Here is a 16,509-nt window from a genome sequence, read left to right on the forward strand (position 1 = left end):
CCGCAAAGGACGCAAAGGACACGAAGTTATAAGATTTTGAGAGATTTATTGCGTAAGTCATAGATAATTTGCGATTTTTTGATTATCTCTTCTCTTCATCTCTAGCCCCTAATCTCTAACCTCTAGGAAAAATTATGACAAATACATTGAATGGTAAAGTATCACACTCAAAAGATATATCTGAACCAGAACTTATCGATGAAGCTGTATTACCAAAAACTGATGATTGGTCTGATGTTACCAGAGAAACTCTTGATAACTTACCCCAAGTTTGGACGCGAGGAATATTATATTTTTTAGTTGTGTTTGTCTCGATAATTTTGCCTTGGACAGTGTTTGCTAAAATTGATGAAACTGGGACAGCGAGAGGTAGAGTAGAAACTCAAGATAAAACGGTTAAACTCGATGCGGCTGTTGCGGGTACGGTTGCAGAAATTCGTGTTCAAGAAGGAGATACAGTCAAAGCTGGGCAAACTTTATTAATATTAGATTCGGAATTAGTCAAATCAGAATTACAACAAGCTCAAGATAAATTAGAAGGACAGTTAAATCGACTGACGCAGTTAAATTCCGCTAAAAATCAACTTTTGGTTTCTTTAGCTACCCAAGAGCAACAAAATCAATCACAACAATTAGAAAAACAAGCACAAATTGAGCAATTTCGCCAAAATCTTCAACTATCTACTAATACTTTTAATTTACAAAAAGCAGCAGGTATAGCGCAATTAAATCAAGCGAAGCAAACTATTATCCAAAACGAAAAAGCGAAAAAGTTAGCGGAAGTTAGCTTGGCGATCGCCCAACGTGAACTAGAGCGTTATCAAAAAGCCTTTAAAGACGGAATTGCGGCGGAAGTTAACGTTGTCGAAAAAGAAGATGCTCTTCAAGAACGAATAAAACTGTATGAACAAACAAAGGCAGATATTCAACAGGCAAAATTACGTTTAACTGAACAACAAAGTAGTTATGAACGGAATATTCGTCAAGCAAATGCCGAAATTGAACAAGCCCAGTTACGCCTCAAAGAACAAGAAAGTAGTTATCAAACTTTAACTCGTTCTGGTAAACTAGCCATTTTAAGAATTGCCGAACAGGAAAAAAATATCGAAACCGAAATTACATCTTTACAATCAGATATCGCTCAAACTAAAAGCCAAATTACAGCTTGGCAATTTCAATTACAACAAAGAGAAATCAAAGCTACTAGTAACGGAATTTTATTTCAACTACCAATCCAAAAACCTGGAGCCGTTGTCCAATCTGGCACAATGTTAGCAGAGATAGCACCTGCAAATTCACCTTTTATCATTCGCGCCACAATGGCCACAACAGAAAGTGGTTCTTTGCACACAGGATTACCAGTGAAGCTAAAATTTGATGCTTATCCATTTCAAGATTATGGCGTAATCTCAGGTGAGCTAATTAAAATTTCTCCTACTACTACAGAAATAGACACACCCAATGGCAAAGTTGCAGCTTATAACTTAGATATTGCCCTCAAACAAACTTGTTTACCTGCTGCGAATAAATGTATACCCGTGCGTCCTGGTGATACAGCCACAGCCGAAGTCGTTATCCGCCAACGCCGAATCATCGATTTTCTACTTGATCCATTTAAGCAGTTGCAACAAGGAGGAGTGAAGCTTTGAGAAGGCAGGAGTTGTAAGAGGGTGTTTGAAAAGTGGTTGGTTGTGATTATTAGCACTTCTTGATCCCCCCTAACCCCCCTTAAAAAGGGGGGAAATGCTTCAAAGTCCCCCTTTTTAAGGGGGATTTAGGGGGATCTACAAGTCTAAAATACAACACCAAAAAGTTTTCAGACATCCTCTAAGGCAGTCCCGATGAAACAAGTTTCATCGGGACTGCCTGGTTGGTGAGCGAACTTGTACTGAGCGCAGCCGAAGTAGCCGAACCACTGCCTTCTGCCTTCTTCCAACTACATATCACCCTTGTTTAACAAACAAAGCGCGATAAACTGGTTCACCTTTATTTTGAGTAGCAATTTCTCGTTCTGTGGGGACTGGTAGGGGATTTTCGGCTAACCATTCATCTGTACCGATTTTTGTAAAGGCTGAGTTTTCCGCAAAGCGATCGCACATTTCCACGGCGATAAACTTCATATCTGATTGCAGAAATACCACTCCACCCACTGCTAAATATGCCGCTAATTCTGCCACTAGTTCTGGTTGGACTACACGCCGTTTAGCATGACGAGTTTTAAACCAAGGATCAGGAAACTGAATTGTCACCCTTTGTAAAATTCCGGGTGCTAAACCAGATAACAGAGGTTCTAAGGAGTTGTTCGCATTGCAGTACAAATAATGCAGGTTGCTTAAACCCAACTCAGAACGCAACTGATTCGCTTCCACTACCAATGGTTCCCGAATCTCTAAACCAAGAAAATTCCAGTTAGGTTCTACCTGCGCCATTTGCAACACAAATCTACCTCTAGCACAGCCAATATCTAAATGTAGTGGTTGGTTTGGTTGTGCATAAACCTTTTCCCACTCTAAGGGATTAACTGGTGTACGATATTTGCGGGCTAATGGGTTAACGTGTTGGCGGACTCTCACAGGTGCCAAAGCTGGTACTCCTCGTTAGGATATGCAGATAGAAAATTAAGTATACAATTATATAATAAATTTAATTAAGTAGTTAAATAATTAAGACACTATACAATTTTAAAATTATTAAATAGAGCCTAATTATCAAGATAAATTTTGACAAACATCAAAATAATCAGGCGAAATTTCCAGAGATTTATACACATTATTGATATTGAAATTTAAATTTCAACTTTTTGGAAGCTCAAAAATATATTTATGCTCAATTATTGGTGGATAAATAGATCCCCGACTTCTTAAAGAATTAAGGTTTCTGAATTTTGCTGTATTTACAAATGTTAAGAAATCATTTTCCTGCCGAGTAGACAAAGCAAAGGTTATACTTTGTGGAAAAGGCTTTTTTTAACCTGTATTTTTAAATTTGCCCGCAAATCAATGGCTCTCAATTTTCGCTTTGCTGTAGTCAGCGACTTACACATTGCACTTCCCCATACAATCTGGGATCATCCCAGTCGGTTTCATTTGGTGGAAGTTAGTATCCCAGCTTTTGAAAGTGTCATCGAACATTTAACACAACTTGATTTAGATTTTCTGTTGCTTCCAGGCGATTTAACCCAGCATGGTGAACCAGAAAATCATCTTTGGTTACAACAACGCTTATCTAAGTTGCCATTTCCGGTTTATGTGGTTCCGGGTAATCATGATGTACCTGTAATCATGGCAGATGAGCAATCCATTAGTTTTGCTGATTTTCCCAATTATTACCGCAAGTTTGGCTATGACAATCCTGAGCAAATTTACTACACTCATCAAGTGTTACCGGGAGTGCGGTTAATTGGGTTAAATTCCAATTTTTTTGATGCAGAAGGTAAGCAGCTAGGACGTTTAGATCAGCAACAACTAACTTGGTTAGAAAATGTTTTAGCAACAGCAACAGAAGAGTTAGTGTTGGTGATGGTGCATCACAATGTAGTTGAACATATACCCCAGCAGACGCGCCATCCGATGGGGAACCGCTATATGCTGCAAAATGCGCCGCAACTGTTAAAACTGCTGCGTCAATATCACGTCAAGTTAGTATTTACAGGGCATCTGCATGTTCAGGATATTGCTTGTTCAGATGGAGTTTACGATATTACTACCGGCTCTTTAGTGAGTTATCCTCATCCTTATCGAGTTTTTGAGTTTCGCCAAGATAACTACGGCAGAGAATGGTTGCAAGTATTATCGCATCGGGTGGAATCTGTACCGGATTTTCCCAATTTGCAGCATTTATCAAAACAATGGATGGGCGATCGCTCTTTTCCTTTTTTGATGAAATTTCTCACTCATCCACCGTTAAACTTACCATCAGAGCAGGCGCAAGTCATAGCTCCCAGTTTACGTGACTTTTGGTCAAAAATTGCCGATGGGGATGCTGTATTTGACTACCCCCAATTTCCGCAAAATGTCCGTCACTATATTCAAACTTACAGTGCGATCGCTCGTTGTGGTACTCCCCACTTTATTGATAACAACAGTACTTTGTTGTTGGAGAAGTAGAAGAGTTAGGGGACAAGGGGACAAGGGGGACAAGGGGACAAGGGGGACAAGGGGGACAAGGCAGACAAGGGAAGGGAGCAATTTTTCTACCTTGTCTACCCCCTCTACCTTGTCTACTCCTACTCAGACTACAGCACTCAGCACTTAAAACTCAGACTGACGACAAATGCCGAATACAGAAGTGTAACCATGTAGGAAAGTATTACCGCCTACAGGGCCAATTTCGCCACCGCAGAAAAAGCCGCCGATGGGGATATTTTGGAAGTAACGCCTAAATAGTGAGGAGTCAAAATTAGGTTTACCATAAAGTCCTTCGCCTCGACCGACGCAAGCAAACATTAATGCGGCAATTGCTGAGGATGAAGGCTGTTCTTGGTTTTGATATTTTTCCAAGAGAAATTCTAAGTCTTCGGCGGAAGCTTCGGCATCACGTAAATGAAATTGTAACCGTTGACCAGACCGGACGCGATCGCCAATTGCGATCGCGCCACCGGTGGGATCTACTCCTAAAATACTGCGAATTAAAAAGTCTCCTTGCTGCAAAGACATTTTAAATTCATCCATCGCCACGCCAACAAATAAAGAATGTTGGGCTAAAGTGCGTTCTTGATCACTCAGGCTATTAATTAAATCACGCAACACCACCAAAGGCACTTTTTCATCTAGTTCTAAAATAATGTTGCGTTCGGCTTTGGTAACTTGCATTGGGTTCCCAATGGGGCGACAGCCTTGAGCCACAATGGTTTCTAACACAATATTACCAGTTAAAGCCAAGCCGACAGTGCCTTCACGGTAGAGGCGATCGTTACAAAACAGCGCCTGTCTCCCACCCATACCGCCACCACTAGCTTGTCCCCCCACAATCACCGAACCGGGATAAGCAAAGTCTAATCCTTGCAATAATTCATTAATACCGGAAGAAAAAGAACTAGACAACAGGATAAACTGTGGTTTGGCGGATGGTTCCACACCAATTAAATTCACCCAAGCATCTGGAGAACTGTCCAAATCGGGCAATTCATCCGCCAAAATATGAAAAACGCGGAGATTCACCCCCGGTAAATGTGCCAATGTTAAACTTAAAGCTGCTTCTGCTTCTATCTCTTGAGTTTCCCCATCTGATGTAGTTCCAATTACCCCACCACCGCTACAACCAATCATGACGGGTACAGACAGTTTTTCTGCCAACAAAGGTAAAAGCCGAGAATATTCACTAGCAAAAGCAGATGAAATAAATACCAGCCCTAAATCCGCCGGTGCTGTTAACGAAGACGTAGTTTTCTGCACCGCATCTGTAATAGCGGCTTCTAGAGAAGGACGGGTTGATAGGGCATTAGCCCACTGCATTTGATCTGCCATGAAATTTCATCTCTTCCTTTTTCATCGTGCTTTTAGCCCCAGGTTTTGACAAGGTAAAGCGTCTCACAGACTGCCTCACCGCCCTGCTTACCTCCTGTTAGCAGCCTTTAAAGACAGATATTCATCAATAACCATTACATACAATGAATCATGCAATAAATATAGTTTATAGATGCACCTTCGCAGTACTGACTCTATAAAATCTTAAAAGATATAGCATTCCTAAATGAATTACAAACAAATCTACTCCCCACTCCCTGACAGGTGTAGGTTTTTTACGTTATGCCCCAAAAACCTTGATTTAGGGTGTAGGGGTGTAAGGGTGTGAGGGGGGTGGAACTCTGATTAAATCGTGATTTTTAGAGTCGCTACTCATCACTCTGTTAAAAACCTACACTTGTGAGCTCCCCACTCCCTACTCCCAGCCTCAATCAGTAATTTAGAAATAAAAATACAGCCTGAATATCCCAATATACCGTGGTTATCTATCATCAGGCGGCCATAGATACTAAGTGGCTCAACTAATTAGGTAGAATGATGAATGATAGTACAGAAAATAGAAATTTTTGAACTTTTCTATACTAGTATTAACAACACACAGCAAAACGAAAGCTATGAGCGAAACCAAAGCAAAAGTTGATCTTGAAGAACAAATTCAAGCAGAAGTAGAACAAGCTCGTGCTGTCTGCGACATATCAGGTAGCAATTCTGCTGAATGTGCAGCCGCTTGGGATGCAGTTGAAGAACTGCAAGCTGAAGCCTCTCACCAGCGCCAAAATAAGCCCAAAAATTCTCTAGAACAGTACTGCGACAACAACCCAGATGCAGTTGAGTGTCGAGTTTACGATGAATAGACATTGAGTGGGTAAATTTTTATTCATCCAATCAAGCAAGCAACCAAAATCTATTTACTGTGACTTTGTGCTTGATCCTTTTTAGGGTATGTTTTTTAACTCATCCCAAATCACAAGTTGTCAGTTAGTACAAGTTACAAAAGTAAAGGATACACAAGTTGCTTGTTTTTTTACCTCCACACAAGCACATTTCACCCCGATGAAGGATGAAGTGAGTAACCAGACATCAATATTATTGAGCTATAAGAATACGGTTTGATTCCTGAATCTAGTTGTGTAAGCAGGGAGTAGGGAATGGGGAGTAGGGAGTAGGGAGTAGGAAAGAAGCCTGCTCTGGGTGTGCTGATTTTTTTCCCAAATCAAATTATGAATCCTCTATTTAAATATTTTTCCGTAACTACTGCCTGATGAGAGTCTTATAGTCATTTCCAATATTTGCAGAAGTATCCGTTATTATTAAATATCTGTTCTTCATGCAAACTTTTTATTGAGCGTCTGGCAAAGATAATGGAAGATGTGTGGTTTCGCCCTTATGTCTGGGCTGATTATCGACTGGCAGTATTATTTACACTGATTATCCCCTTAATTCTGCTGATTTGGGCATTTGTTCAAAGGGCAGAAGGAATACAACGCCTGTTAATGATTTACTGGCGAGTGGCAAGTTTGTTTGCAATTACAATTTATTTAATGATTGCTGAGTATCCAGTCAGCTTTGTTTCTGGGTTGATAGCGCGTATTCTGATTCCGATTTCTCTGTGGTTTTGGGTGGATCTCAATGATGAAATTGAGTATCAACAGAGTGGCTTATTAAAGCTAGTTTTTACTTCTTGGCGCTGGGCTGTAACAGTTTATAGTTTACTGGGTGCGATCGCCTTTGTTCCTTTTATCGGTTGTGCCTTTTCCGAAACAGCCATTAAAAGTCCCTATTGTCGAGTCTGGTTTGAAGCCCCTTTAATCTTTAAAGACTACTTCCATCACAACAGCAAACCTGCATTCCTCGGTTTTCTGGGTATTACCTGTTTAGTAATTTATGTACTTTACTTAAGCTACTTTGTTCTGATTAAGCTGGGCAAACAAGGACGTTCAGCAACACCTCAGTAATTAACTCCAAGACAAAGTTCCAATTTGATGAATAATTCCATTGGCAAGCGCCTAGAACAATACACCAGCAAACGCCCCCAAGAAGTTTTATTGATTACGGTAGAAATAGGCGATGAACAAGACAAAATTGCAGTCTTCAAAGGTTTTTCTAGTTCTTTAATGCGTCCCACCGCTTTTGATCCTGATGTCCCCGTACTCTTAGACGAGGCCACAATTCTCAGTATCGATCGCATCGCCAGCCCGTATAATCCTGAAGCACCCCGTTACATCGAAAAAGGCATCTCTTGGGAAGCAATGCAAGCTTTGTTGGTGGAAGTGGGGGTGTGAAAGATTTGGGGGAGTAGCACCTCGACTTCTCCTGACGGAGACGCTGCGCGAACGCTTGGCGACAGGGGGGCAGAAGAATTTTAGATTTTGGATTGCCAATTTTAGATTGAAAGATTTTCATAATCTAAAATCCAAAATTGATGCACTCAGCACTATGAACTAATGACCAATGACTAAAGCTGGATACACTTTACCTGTGTTTGCTTGTGCGGCGGCGATGGCGGCGTTACATTGGTTACGCCAAAATCAGTCTTGGCAAACTGTGGCGGTTGACTTAATTACACCAGCGCAAATCGCGGAAATCCCGATAGAACAAGTGGCGGGGTTATCGGAAAATTTGGCTTTAGGCATTACTCGTAGTGACCCTGGTGATAATCTTGACTTGACGCGGGATACACCAATTTGGGCAATGGTGGCTTGGGGTGGCGAAACAGCACAAGCAGTCACAATTAAAGGTGGGGAAGGAATTGGCAAAATTCTGGATGCAGATGATCAACCTGCGATTTATCGTTATGCCCAAAATTTATTGCAAGCAAACTTGCAACGGATGTTAGCACCTGGGGAAAAAATCACAGTCACGATTATTTTACCCGAAGGGCGATCGCTGGCTGTCCGCACTTCTAATGCTGCCTTTGGTGTCGTTGAAGGACTATCGCTATTAGGAACAACCGGCATTTCCCAACCTTTAAGTTCACCTGATCAGTTAACCGCGTTTCGGGCAGAATTACAACAAAAAGCCAGTCGCTTTGAGAGTTTGGTATTTTGCATTGGCGAGAACGGTTTAGATTTGGCGCAAAAAATCGGGATTAATCCCGAACAATTGGTAAAAACGGCTAACTGGTTGGGGCCGATGTTAGTCGAGGCGGATGCTTTAGGCGTTAAAGAAATCTTATTGTTTGGTTATCACGGCAAGTTGCTGAAATTGGCGGGAGGAATTTTTCACACCCATCATCATTTGGCAGATGGACGGCGGGAAATTTTAGCAGCCCACTGTGCTTTGGCGGGAATGCAGTCATCAGATATACAAGCAGTATTTCATAGTCCCACGGCAGAAGCAGCCCTGAAATATCTGCGAGAATTGGATACTGTCAGTGGTAGTGATTGGGTAAATCAAGTTTATGGTGCGATCGCTCAAACCATAGATACTCGTTCTCAAGAATACATGCAAGCCCATAATAACCGAAGTACGACAGTACCAAAATGCGGCTCAATTCTCTTTGATCGCGATCGCAAAATTATCGTAAAGAGTAAAACTGCTTGTTTCTTAATCGCAAAATTATGTTAACTTAATATGAATAATCATTAATAATCTAAATAAATAGCTTTTTCAGTAACCACTCTAGGGTAATTTATTCCTTCTAATACCATGTCAGATTGAATGACCGAGCAAACGCTTTATAACCCGCGTTTGTAGGGGTTTCCTTTACCATTTACCAGCCTCAGAAGGCAGAGATAGTAAAGTGCTGAGTGCCAGAAAGCAGAGTCTAAACCAAGTACTGTCCAGCTTTCAGCAATCAGCGCAATTCTCATCTAAGTAACTCCGGCGATAAGTGGTATTTTTGTCAAACCACAGTGCAACCATCTACTACTTCATTCACACTTCCCCATCATGAATACAGCGGTGACTCTACTAACCGAACAAGCACCTCAACCAGTAGAAGAATTGAGGCAGCTTGAGCGTCAAATGATTATTATTTTAGACTTTGGCTCTCAGTATTCTGAACTGATAGCCCGACGCATTCGTGAAACTCAGGTATATTCTGAAGTTCTGTCTTATCGCACCACAGCCGAACAATTGCGGCAACTTAACCCCAAAGGCATTATTCTTTCTGGCGGGCCGAGTTCAGTTTACAGCGAAAAAGCTCCCCACTGTGACCCAGAAATTTGGCATTTAGGCATTCCAATTCTGGGTGTATGTTATGGGATGCAGTTAATGGTAAACCAACTCGGCGGGGAAGTGGCGAAAGCCGATCGCGGTGAGTATGGCAAAGCCTCATTATATATAGATGATCCCACCGACTTATTAACCAACGTCGAAGACGGCACAACCATGTGGATGAGTCACGGCGACTCCGTGGTGAAAATGCCAACTGGGTTTGAAATCTTGGCACATACAGAAAATACTCCCTGTGCGGCTGTTGCTGACCACGAAAAGAAACTTTATGGTGTGCAGTTCCACCCCGAAGTTGTACATTCCATTGGTGGTTTAGCCTTAATTCGCAACTTTGTTTATCATATCTGCGAATGCGAACCAACTTGGACAACTGCCGCTTTTGTGGAAGAAGCAATCAGAGAAATTCGCGCTAAAGTTGGTGATAAACGGGTACTTTTAGCATTATCTGGCGGTGTTGATTCTTCTACTCTAGCTTTTTTATTGCATAAAGCGATCGGTGATCAATTGACTTGTGTATTTATCGACCAAGGCTTTATGCGGAAATATGAGCCAGAAAGGTTAGTGAAATTGTTTCAAGAGCAGTTTCATATCCCTGTAGAATATGTCAATGCCCGCGATCGCTTCTTAGATACCATTGCAGGTGTAACAGATCCCGAAGAAAAACGCCGTCGCATCGGTCATGAATTTATTAGTACCTTTGAAGAAGCATCAAAGCGCCTCGGCCCCTTTGATTACTTAGCTCAAGGTACACTGTATCCAGATGTCATCGAATCTGCCGATACCAACGTTGACCCCCAAACAGGCGAACGGGTAGCAGTCAAAATTAAAAGCCATCATAACGTCGGCGGTTTACCCAAAGATTTGCGATTTAAACTAGTCGAACCCCTGCGGAAACTTTTTAAAGATGAAGTCCGCAAAGTTGGTCGTTCTATTGGTTTACCAGAAGAAATCGTCCAGCGCCAACCTTTCCCCGGCCCTGGTTTAGCAATTCGCATCATCGGTGAAGTCACCGCCGAAAGGTTGAATATTCTCCGCGATGCTGATTTAATTGTGCGCCAAGAAATCAATCAACGTGGATTGTACAACGAAGTTTGGCAAGCCTTTGCTGTCTTGTTACCCATTCGCAGCGTTGGCGTGATGGGAGATCAAAGAACTTACGCCTTTCCCATAGTTTTGCGAATCGTCACCAGTGAAGATGGTATGACCGCAGATTGGGCGCGTCTCCCCTATGATGTGTTGGAAGTAATTTCTAACCGGATTGTGAACGAAGTCAAAGGTGTGAATCGTGTAGTTTACGACATCACATCCAAGCCACCTGGAACCATCGAATGGGAGTAATTAAACGCCGTGTGCAACTTTCTCTCAAACCTAACCCCCAACCCCTTCCCTACAAGGGAAGGGGAGCAAGATTCAAAGCCTCTCTCCGCTTGCCTAACGGCAGGCTAACGCCAACGGGGAGAGGTTTGGAGAGGGGTTTCAAGAATAAGTTGCACATCGCGTTAATTAAGTGAATATTTAAATGAAAGATTGAGGTGGGTATTTCCCACCTTTTTTTTCAACAATTATTGCTGATAAGACAATGAGAAAGATTTGGGGGATTCTCCCCCACGCCCCCGATTGGGGGACGGTTGCGTCCCCAAACCCCCTCCAGAATCATTTTTTCGTTTTTTATTGAGTCATTCGTCATTATTTGTTGCTTTTGTTGTAATTTAGGGTTCTTATCTAAACTGTATTGGCTGATATGCCAGGAGGTAGAGAAAAGAAGCATTTCTAGATTTAATTCTTTTGCGGTGCATCTTATTGAGTTTCAATGCTGTATCTGGAAAAAGTTATGCGCCAGAAGTAGAAATAAATGGAGGAAACTTAGGTTTAAAGCTGATAGTCGTCAAAAATTAGTAGTAAAAATTGAGCCATCTCAAACATTTGTAACAGGGTAAGTAGCTAAAATGTCAAAATTAGCTTTACTAATTGGTGTAAGTGAATACACACAAGGGTTAAATCCCTTACCTGCTGCGACAAAAGATGTGGAAACTGTACAGAGGGTTCTACTGCATCCTGAAATGGGGAATTTTGATAGTGTGCAACCACTTATTAACCCTGAACCATTAGCAATGCAGGAAGCAATTGAGAACCTTTTTGCTAACCGTAAACGAGATGATTTAGTGTTACTCTTTTTTTCTGGTCATGGGATTAAAGACTCTAGTGGAAAACTTTACTTTGCTACTCGTCTCACCCGCAAAACATCTCAAGGAGAATTAGTTAAAGCTACGGCTGTTCCTGCAACTTTTGTGCATGATATCATGAGCAACAGTCGCTCACGACATCAAGTCATTATTCTTGACTGCTGCTTTAGCGGAGCCTTTGCAGAGAACTTGTTAGCTAAGGATGATGGTTCAATCAATGTGAACAATCAGTTAGGAGGTGAAGGGCGAGTTGTACTGACTTCCTCAACTTCTACTCAATACTCTTTTGAGCAAAAAGGCACAGAACTATCAATCTATACCCAGTATTTAGTAGAAGGAATTGAAACCGGGGCTGCGGATTCCAACAGCGATGGAGCGATCGCAGTAGATGAATTACACAACTATGCTAAACAAAGAGTACAAGAAACTGTCCCGGCAATGAAGCCAGAAATTTATGCAGTCAAAGAGGGCTTCAAAATTTTGCTTGTTAAAGCTGGGATTCGTGATCCACAACGAAGATATCAAAAAGAAGTTGAAAGAGTTTTGACTGATGGCAATATCTTTCCACCAGATCGCCGCTATCTTGATGAATTATCGAGTCAACTAGGAATCTCTCAAGTTGAAGCTAATTATATTGAAATTGCAGTCTTAGAAGCCTATAAAAACTATCAAAACAATTTAGAACAATATAAGCAGATTTTTTTACATAACATCCAACGTGAATCTACTTTAAGTGAAATAACTCGTCATAAGCTCAATCAATTCATAGAGCGTTGGGAGCTTAAATACGAGGATGTCTTACTAATAGAAAATCAAATTACGCAACAATTAAAAGTTGCACAAATAGCTGAAAAACCTTCTAATCCTGTTCCTATCTTTGCAAAATCATCAAATTTAAAGTCACAACCGAGAAGTTCTAATTCCTGGGTTGGTGTAGTGATAGTTTTCATTGCTCTCAGCTTTCCCTTAACAGTTGGATGGGGAGTATTTCGTTTTATCACATCAATTTTCCCAGAAATTTCTATCCTACAAGAACCGGAAATTACACAAGCTGAGTATGAAGCAGTAAAATATGGAATGACCTACGAAGAAGTTGCAAAAATCATTGGTTCACCGGGAACAGAATCTGGTGGAAGTCAATCGGGTTCTGGCACAATAATCACCCGTTATAAGTGGAAAAAAGGCTTTCCCAAACCTGATGTGACTCTGACATTTAAGAATAATAGATTAATAGATAAAGGGATGTGGTGGTAAAGTTCACTTTAAGTTCGATGAACACATTCAGTATATTGGATGGGGTAACAAAACTCAATATTATCCAGACTGTGTTGGGTTACGCGATCGCTATGAAGTGGTATAACTATGACCCTAAATATATTTATAGACTATAAACTCATCAACGATTTGCAGTGGCATATAGTTGAAATGTCACCTGAAGAATATTTTGATACTAGTTTGTTAGAAGAAGGTGAACAATTAATATGGAACAGTATTCCAGAATATAATCATGCTATTGAATATTTAAACATTGACCCATCTTTAGTATCTGATACAAGAATTAGAGTTCAAGACAGTGAGTCTTTAAAAACCTTAACAATAATAACAACATTTTGGAATAATGGAAATAATTTTATTATTGAGCGTATTGATAATGCTCTAGATAAAGCTAAGTATGTGATGATAATACAGACTAAATTACAAGAAGATCCGACAATATGGGAAATTATGAGATTTAAGAAGAAAAGTGATGTACTTGAGCTTGAATTTCACACTTTCATCAGAGAAAATGAAGACGGATCTCAGACAGAGAAAAAGATTTTTCCCAAGGAAATTTGATATGGTAATTAGCTTTTATGTAGCAAGCACAAAAAGCTTTTTATCTTGGAGGATATTGGAGCGCGATCGCCATCCTTTTTACTCTAATATTCTTTATAGCAATTCAAAAAATTCTTACCATAAATTTAGGTTGGGTGGAAAAATAAAAATCAACATCATCCAGCCTTTGTTGGGTTACGCTATCGCTCCACCCAACCTACGAATTGATATTACTTATTCACAAAATAATGTTGTTGAAAGTAATCGATGACTTCTCTAGGAGTATAATTATAATCATATTCTCTAACCCAATCCTGAAATTTATTAGCTTCTCCCTGCAAAACTTCAAAATAATGAACTCTTAGCGCCACTCTAAACGGCATTTCATGGTGATAAAAGTCATCATCATGTATGTTTAAATTTTTTTTATAGTAGCTGTTGATAAATTCTACAGCTAAATCATCTGTATAGAAGAAGTATTTTTTGAGACACCAGACAACTATTTGAAATAATCGTACAGTGTCTGCATCAGTCTGAAATGAGAAATTCATTATTTTTCATTCCAATTAAATATAATTATTTTGGCGAAATTTTTAATTATTTCCTAACCAATCAAAAATCAATAGAATCCGAAAAATCGATAATACAGCGCCTATTTTTTAAAGCTACAAGTAACCATTCTTCATCATCCAATTCATTGTAATGTATGTAACCATCACAAAACGGCTGAACATGATTAGGTTCCAGCAGCAGTAATTCCCAAAATGCCTTGGCAATAGATTGATATACTTCCGTTAATGAAGTATCTGGAATAAACCGTAACCCAACACTTAAATCATAGTCTTCACAAACAAATGGATATGCTACCCAGTCATGATTGACAGAAGATTGCTGACAAGCCATGAATGTTTGCTCTAGTAGTGCGTATTTATAGTCCGCAAATGGCAAACTTAAAGGTGTAAAGCCAAATATTGGCGGAATTCTACCACGCACCCATACAGCATCAGCGATTTTGCCGCATTTGTGACGACAACGGTTGATAATTTTTGGTAATTGATTGTCTATGTAGTCTGTTAGCGGAAATGTGGGAGTTTCTTCTGGTCTACGATAAGGTCTAATGTTTATTCCATCGTATAATTCGCCTAAAACCGGGACAAACACAAATCTGTTATGTTCAGCAGCTCGTCCCAGAACTCGCCATAAATATCCATGTTTGATAGTAAGAGAAACCATTGATTACATTAGGTTTATTAACTCGCTGTGATTAAGCGAACATGATATGAGATGGATAGGAAAGACAGGCGCTTAGGCTAGAGAAATGTACCTCACTGGAGTGAAAACCTCTATATATAGGCGTAGTCAGATATTTTAGGACAATGTGAAAGCTTAAATGCTAGGCATAGTAATACTTTTGCCTTCTGCTTTCTACTATATAAAAAAGTTTACAAAAAAAACTAAAGCATCTGTGTTTTTTCGTATTTTTTTGGGAATGCTAATGTGGAAGCGATTTTCAGCCTTAGAGATTGCTTTTTGACACAGTATCAAACTTTTATAGGATTTTTATGTCTAGACGTTTGCCTAAAGGCCGTAGCGCCAGTTCAGTGGCTTTAGAACCAGAAGTTGCGATCGCTCTGATCGGACTATTCTCCGCCGCATCTGATGGTGAAGGTATTTCTAACGCAGAAGAATATGCCTTGAGCGAAATGCTGGGCGAAATTGCCCAATTTGAAGATTATGAGGAAGAAGACTTTGACGAATTAGGCGAAACCTTAACCAGCCTCCTAGAAGAAGAAGATCCAGAAGAATTAATTGTCAAAGCAATTGAATCATTACCCAACAGAGGTTATCGGGAAGCTGCATACATCACCGCCATTTTGGTAGTAGGTATTGATCAAGAAGTACCTGATGAAGAACAAAATTATATTTCGGAGTTACAAGAAGCGTTGAATATTTCCAACGAACGCGCTCAAGAACTCATAGATGAAATATTTGGCTCAGACGAAGACGAAGAAGACGACGAAGAATGTGACGATGACGAAGAATAAATTTTAAGTTTTAATCTTAGCCGCGATGGGTTAGGCGATCGCTAACCCACCGCAAACAAAATTAAACTCCCATCATCCGCAACCTTCAGGGTGCTTTCTACCATTTTTTCACAGCCAGATTATTTCTGAGCGATCGCTCCTCAGAATTTACCAGTCGTTTGGAGATGCTGTTAAAGAAGTTTGCAGTTAAAGCAGTATGATTCTTAGAGGAAACTTTTGATTAATAAATTTATGTCTAAAACAAAACTATTCTCTGGACTTACTCTCAGTTTAATAATAGCTTTATTCTCCAGTTATCCAACTGTTGCTCAAGAAATATACATTGACAATAACTGTAAACAAAATCAGCAATTAAATGAATTTGACAGGTTTACTGTTTTCTATAAATCCCAATTTCAAACCAAAGTGCAAACATATTGGTTCTACTCAGGTAGGTATCAAGATGGAAGTCCTATTGTTTGTATTTCAAAACCAGGATTTAAACAAGCAAAACCTTTAGACATAAAACAAATACAGTCTGGTTACATTGATAAAATCAGCAAAGACCCACGCAATAAAACAGCTTTTCTCGTTACCGTCCGCGAGGGTAATGGTTCCTATGTCCCAATGTTCCAATACAGACTCAATTTGTCCACACCTTCTAAACCTGCACTAACTAAGCTACGAAGTTGGACATCAGGACAGTAGTTTCCCTGCGCCGGTGGGCAAGTATGCGATCGCAAGTTTACTATGTATTTTTGAGTATGGGGATAAAACTACCACTAATCAGTGCGTCTATCTCGTCGTATGCTAATTCAAGTTATTTTTTAATTAAAAATTTTAGTC

General features: G+C 40.1%; 15 protein-coding genes. 11 read left to right on the forward strand and 4 right to left on the reverse strand.

The features are described from left to right. Positions 1–134: 134 nt before the first annotated feature. On the forward strand, positions 135–1,649 hold the full coding sequence (locus H6G79_RS16440; protein ID WP_190591686.1) for an HlyD family efflux transporter periplasmic adaptor subunit: 1,515 nt from the start codon (positions 135–137) through the stop codon (positions 1,647–1,649). Between the two features lie 294 nt (positions 1,650–1,943). On the opposite strand, the gene trmB is transcribed toward H6G79_RS16440, so the two are convergent. Continuing rightward, positions 1,944–2,582 (reverse strand): tRNA (guanosine(46)-N7)-methyltransferase TrmB, encoded by a 639-nt coding sequence (trmB, locus tag H6G79_RS16445; protein WP_190593104.1) that lies wholly within the window; start codon positions 2,580–2,582, stop codon positions 1,944–1,946. Between the two features lie 417 nt (positions 2,583–2,999). Here trmB and H6G79_RS16450 point away from each other — a divergent pair, with 417 nt between their 5' ends. Next, positions 3,000–4,106, forward strand: a complete 1,107-nt coding sequence (locus tag H6G79_RS16450; RefSeq protein WP_190593103.1) for a metallophosphoesterase — start codon at positions 3,000–3,002, stop codon at positions 4,104–4,106. Between the two features lie 144 nt (positions 4,107–4,250). On the opposite strand, the gene H6G79_RS16455 is transcribed toward H6G79_RS16450, so the two are convergent. Beyond that, positions 4,251–5,465: an FIST N-terminal domain-containing protein gene (locus tag H6G79_RS16455; RefSeq protein WP_190593102.1), complete on the reverse strand. Its 1,215-nt coding sequence runs from the start codon at positions 5,463–5,465 to the stop codon at positions 4,251–4,253. Positions 5,466–6,079: 614 nt separating this feature from the next. Between H6G79_RS16455 and H6G79_RS16460 the strand changes: the two genes are divergently transcribed. The 7 genes from H6G79_RS16460 to H6G79_RS16490 all read left to right on the forward strand — a co-directional run bounded on the left by H6G79_RS16460 (position 6,080) and on the right by H6G79_RS16490 (position 13,660). Beyond that, complete coding sequence (locus H6G79_RS16460; RefSeq protein WP_190593101.1) at positions 6,080–6,319, forward strand: Calvin cycle protein CP12; 240 nt, start codon at positions 6,080–6,082, stop codon at positions 6,317–6,319. A gap of 507 nt (positions 6,320–6,826) precedes the next feature. Beyond that, complete coding sequence (locus tag H6G79_RS16465; RefSeq protein WP_190593100.1) at positions 6,827–7,420, forward strand: DUF3177 family protein; 594 nt, start codon at positions 6,827–6,829, stop codon at positions 7,418–7,420. A gap of 27 nt (positions 7,421–7,447) precedes the next feature. Then, positions 7,448–7,747: a hypothetical protein gene (locus H6G79_RS16470; protein WP_190593099.1), complete on the forward strand. Its 300-nt coding sequence runs from the start codon at positions 7,448–7,450 to the stop codon at positions 7,745–7,747. A gap of 169 nt (positions 7,748–7,916) precedes the next feature. After that, complete coding sequence (gene cbiD / locus H6G79_RS16475; RefSeq protein ID WP_190593098.1) at positions 7,917–9,032, forward strand: cobalt-precorrin-5B (C(1))-methyltransferase CbiD; 1,116 nt, start codon at positions 7,917–7,919, stop codon at positions 9,030–9,032. A 324-nt stretch (positions 9,033–9,356) separates the two neighbouring features. Then, positions 9,357–10,979 carry a glutamine-hydrolyzing GMP synthase gene (guaA, locus tag H6G79_RS16480; RefSeq protein WP_190593097.1) on the forward strand — a complete coding sequence of 541 codons (1,623 nt, stop codon included), beginning with the start codon at positions 9,357–9,359 and terminating at the stop codon, positions 10,977–10,979. Positions 10,980–11,587: 608 nt separating this feature from the next. Further along, a complete protein-coding gene (locus H6G79_RS16485) occupies positions 11,588–13,078 on the forward strand; it encodes a caspase, EACC1-associated type (RefSeq protein ID WP_190593096.1) in 1,491 nt (496 codons plus the stop codon). Between the two features lie 108 nt (positions 13,079–13,186). Further along, positions 13,187–13,660: a hypothetical protein gene (locus H6G79_RS16490; RefSeq protein ID WP_190593095.1), complete on the forward strand. Its 474-nt coding sequence runs from the start codon at positions 13,187–13,189 to the stop codon at positions 13,658–13,660. A 209-nt stretch (positions 13,661–13,869) separates the two neighbouring features. On the opposite strand, the gene H6G79_RS16495 is transcribed toward H6G79_RS16490, so the two are convergent. Then, positions 13,870–14,190 (reverse strand): hypothetical protein, encoded by a 321-nt coding sequence (locus tag H6G79_RS16495; RefSeq protein WP_190593094.1) that lies wholly within the window; start codon positions 14,188–14,190, stop codon positions 13,870–13,872. 61 nt (positions 14,191–14,251) lie between these two features. Further along, positions 14,252–14,872: a hypothetical protein gene (locus H6G79_RS16500; RefSeq protein WP_190593093.1), complete on the reverse strand. Its 621-nt coding sequence runs from the start codon at positions 14,870–14,872 to the stop codon at positions 14,252–14,254. Between the two features lie 329 nt (positions 14,873–15,201). Here H6G79_RS16500 and H6G79_RS16505 point away from each other — a divergent pair, with 329 nt between their 5' ends. Continuing rightward, positions 15,202–15,684: a hypothetical protein gene (locus tag H6G79_RS16505; protein WP_190593092.1), complete on the forward strand. Its 483-nt coding sequence runs from the start codon at positions 15,202–15,204 to the stop codon at positions 15,682–15,684. A 231-nt stretch (positions 15,685–15,915) separates the two neighbouring features. Continuing rightward, entirely contained in the window at positions 15,916–16,371 is a 456-nt protein-coding gene (locus H6G79_RS16510; protein ID WP_190593091.1) for a hypothetical protein, read from the forward strand. The last annotated feature ends 138 nt before the right edge of the window (positions 16,372–16,509 follow it).

Source organism: Anabaena sp. FACHB-83 (assembly GCF_014697485.1).
In the GTDB taxonomy this organism is placed as follows: domain Bacteria; phylum Cyanobacteriota; class Cyanobacteriia; order Cyanobacteriales; family Nostocaceae; genus Nostoc_B.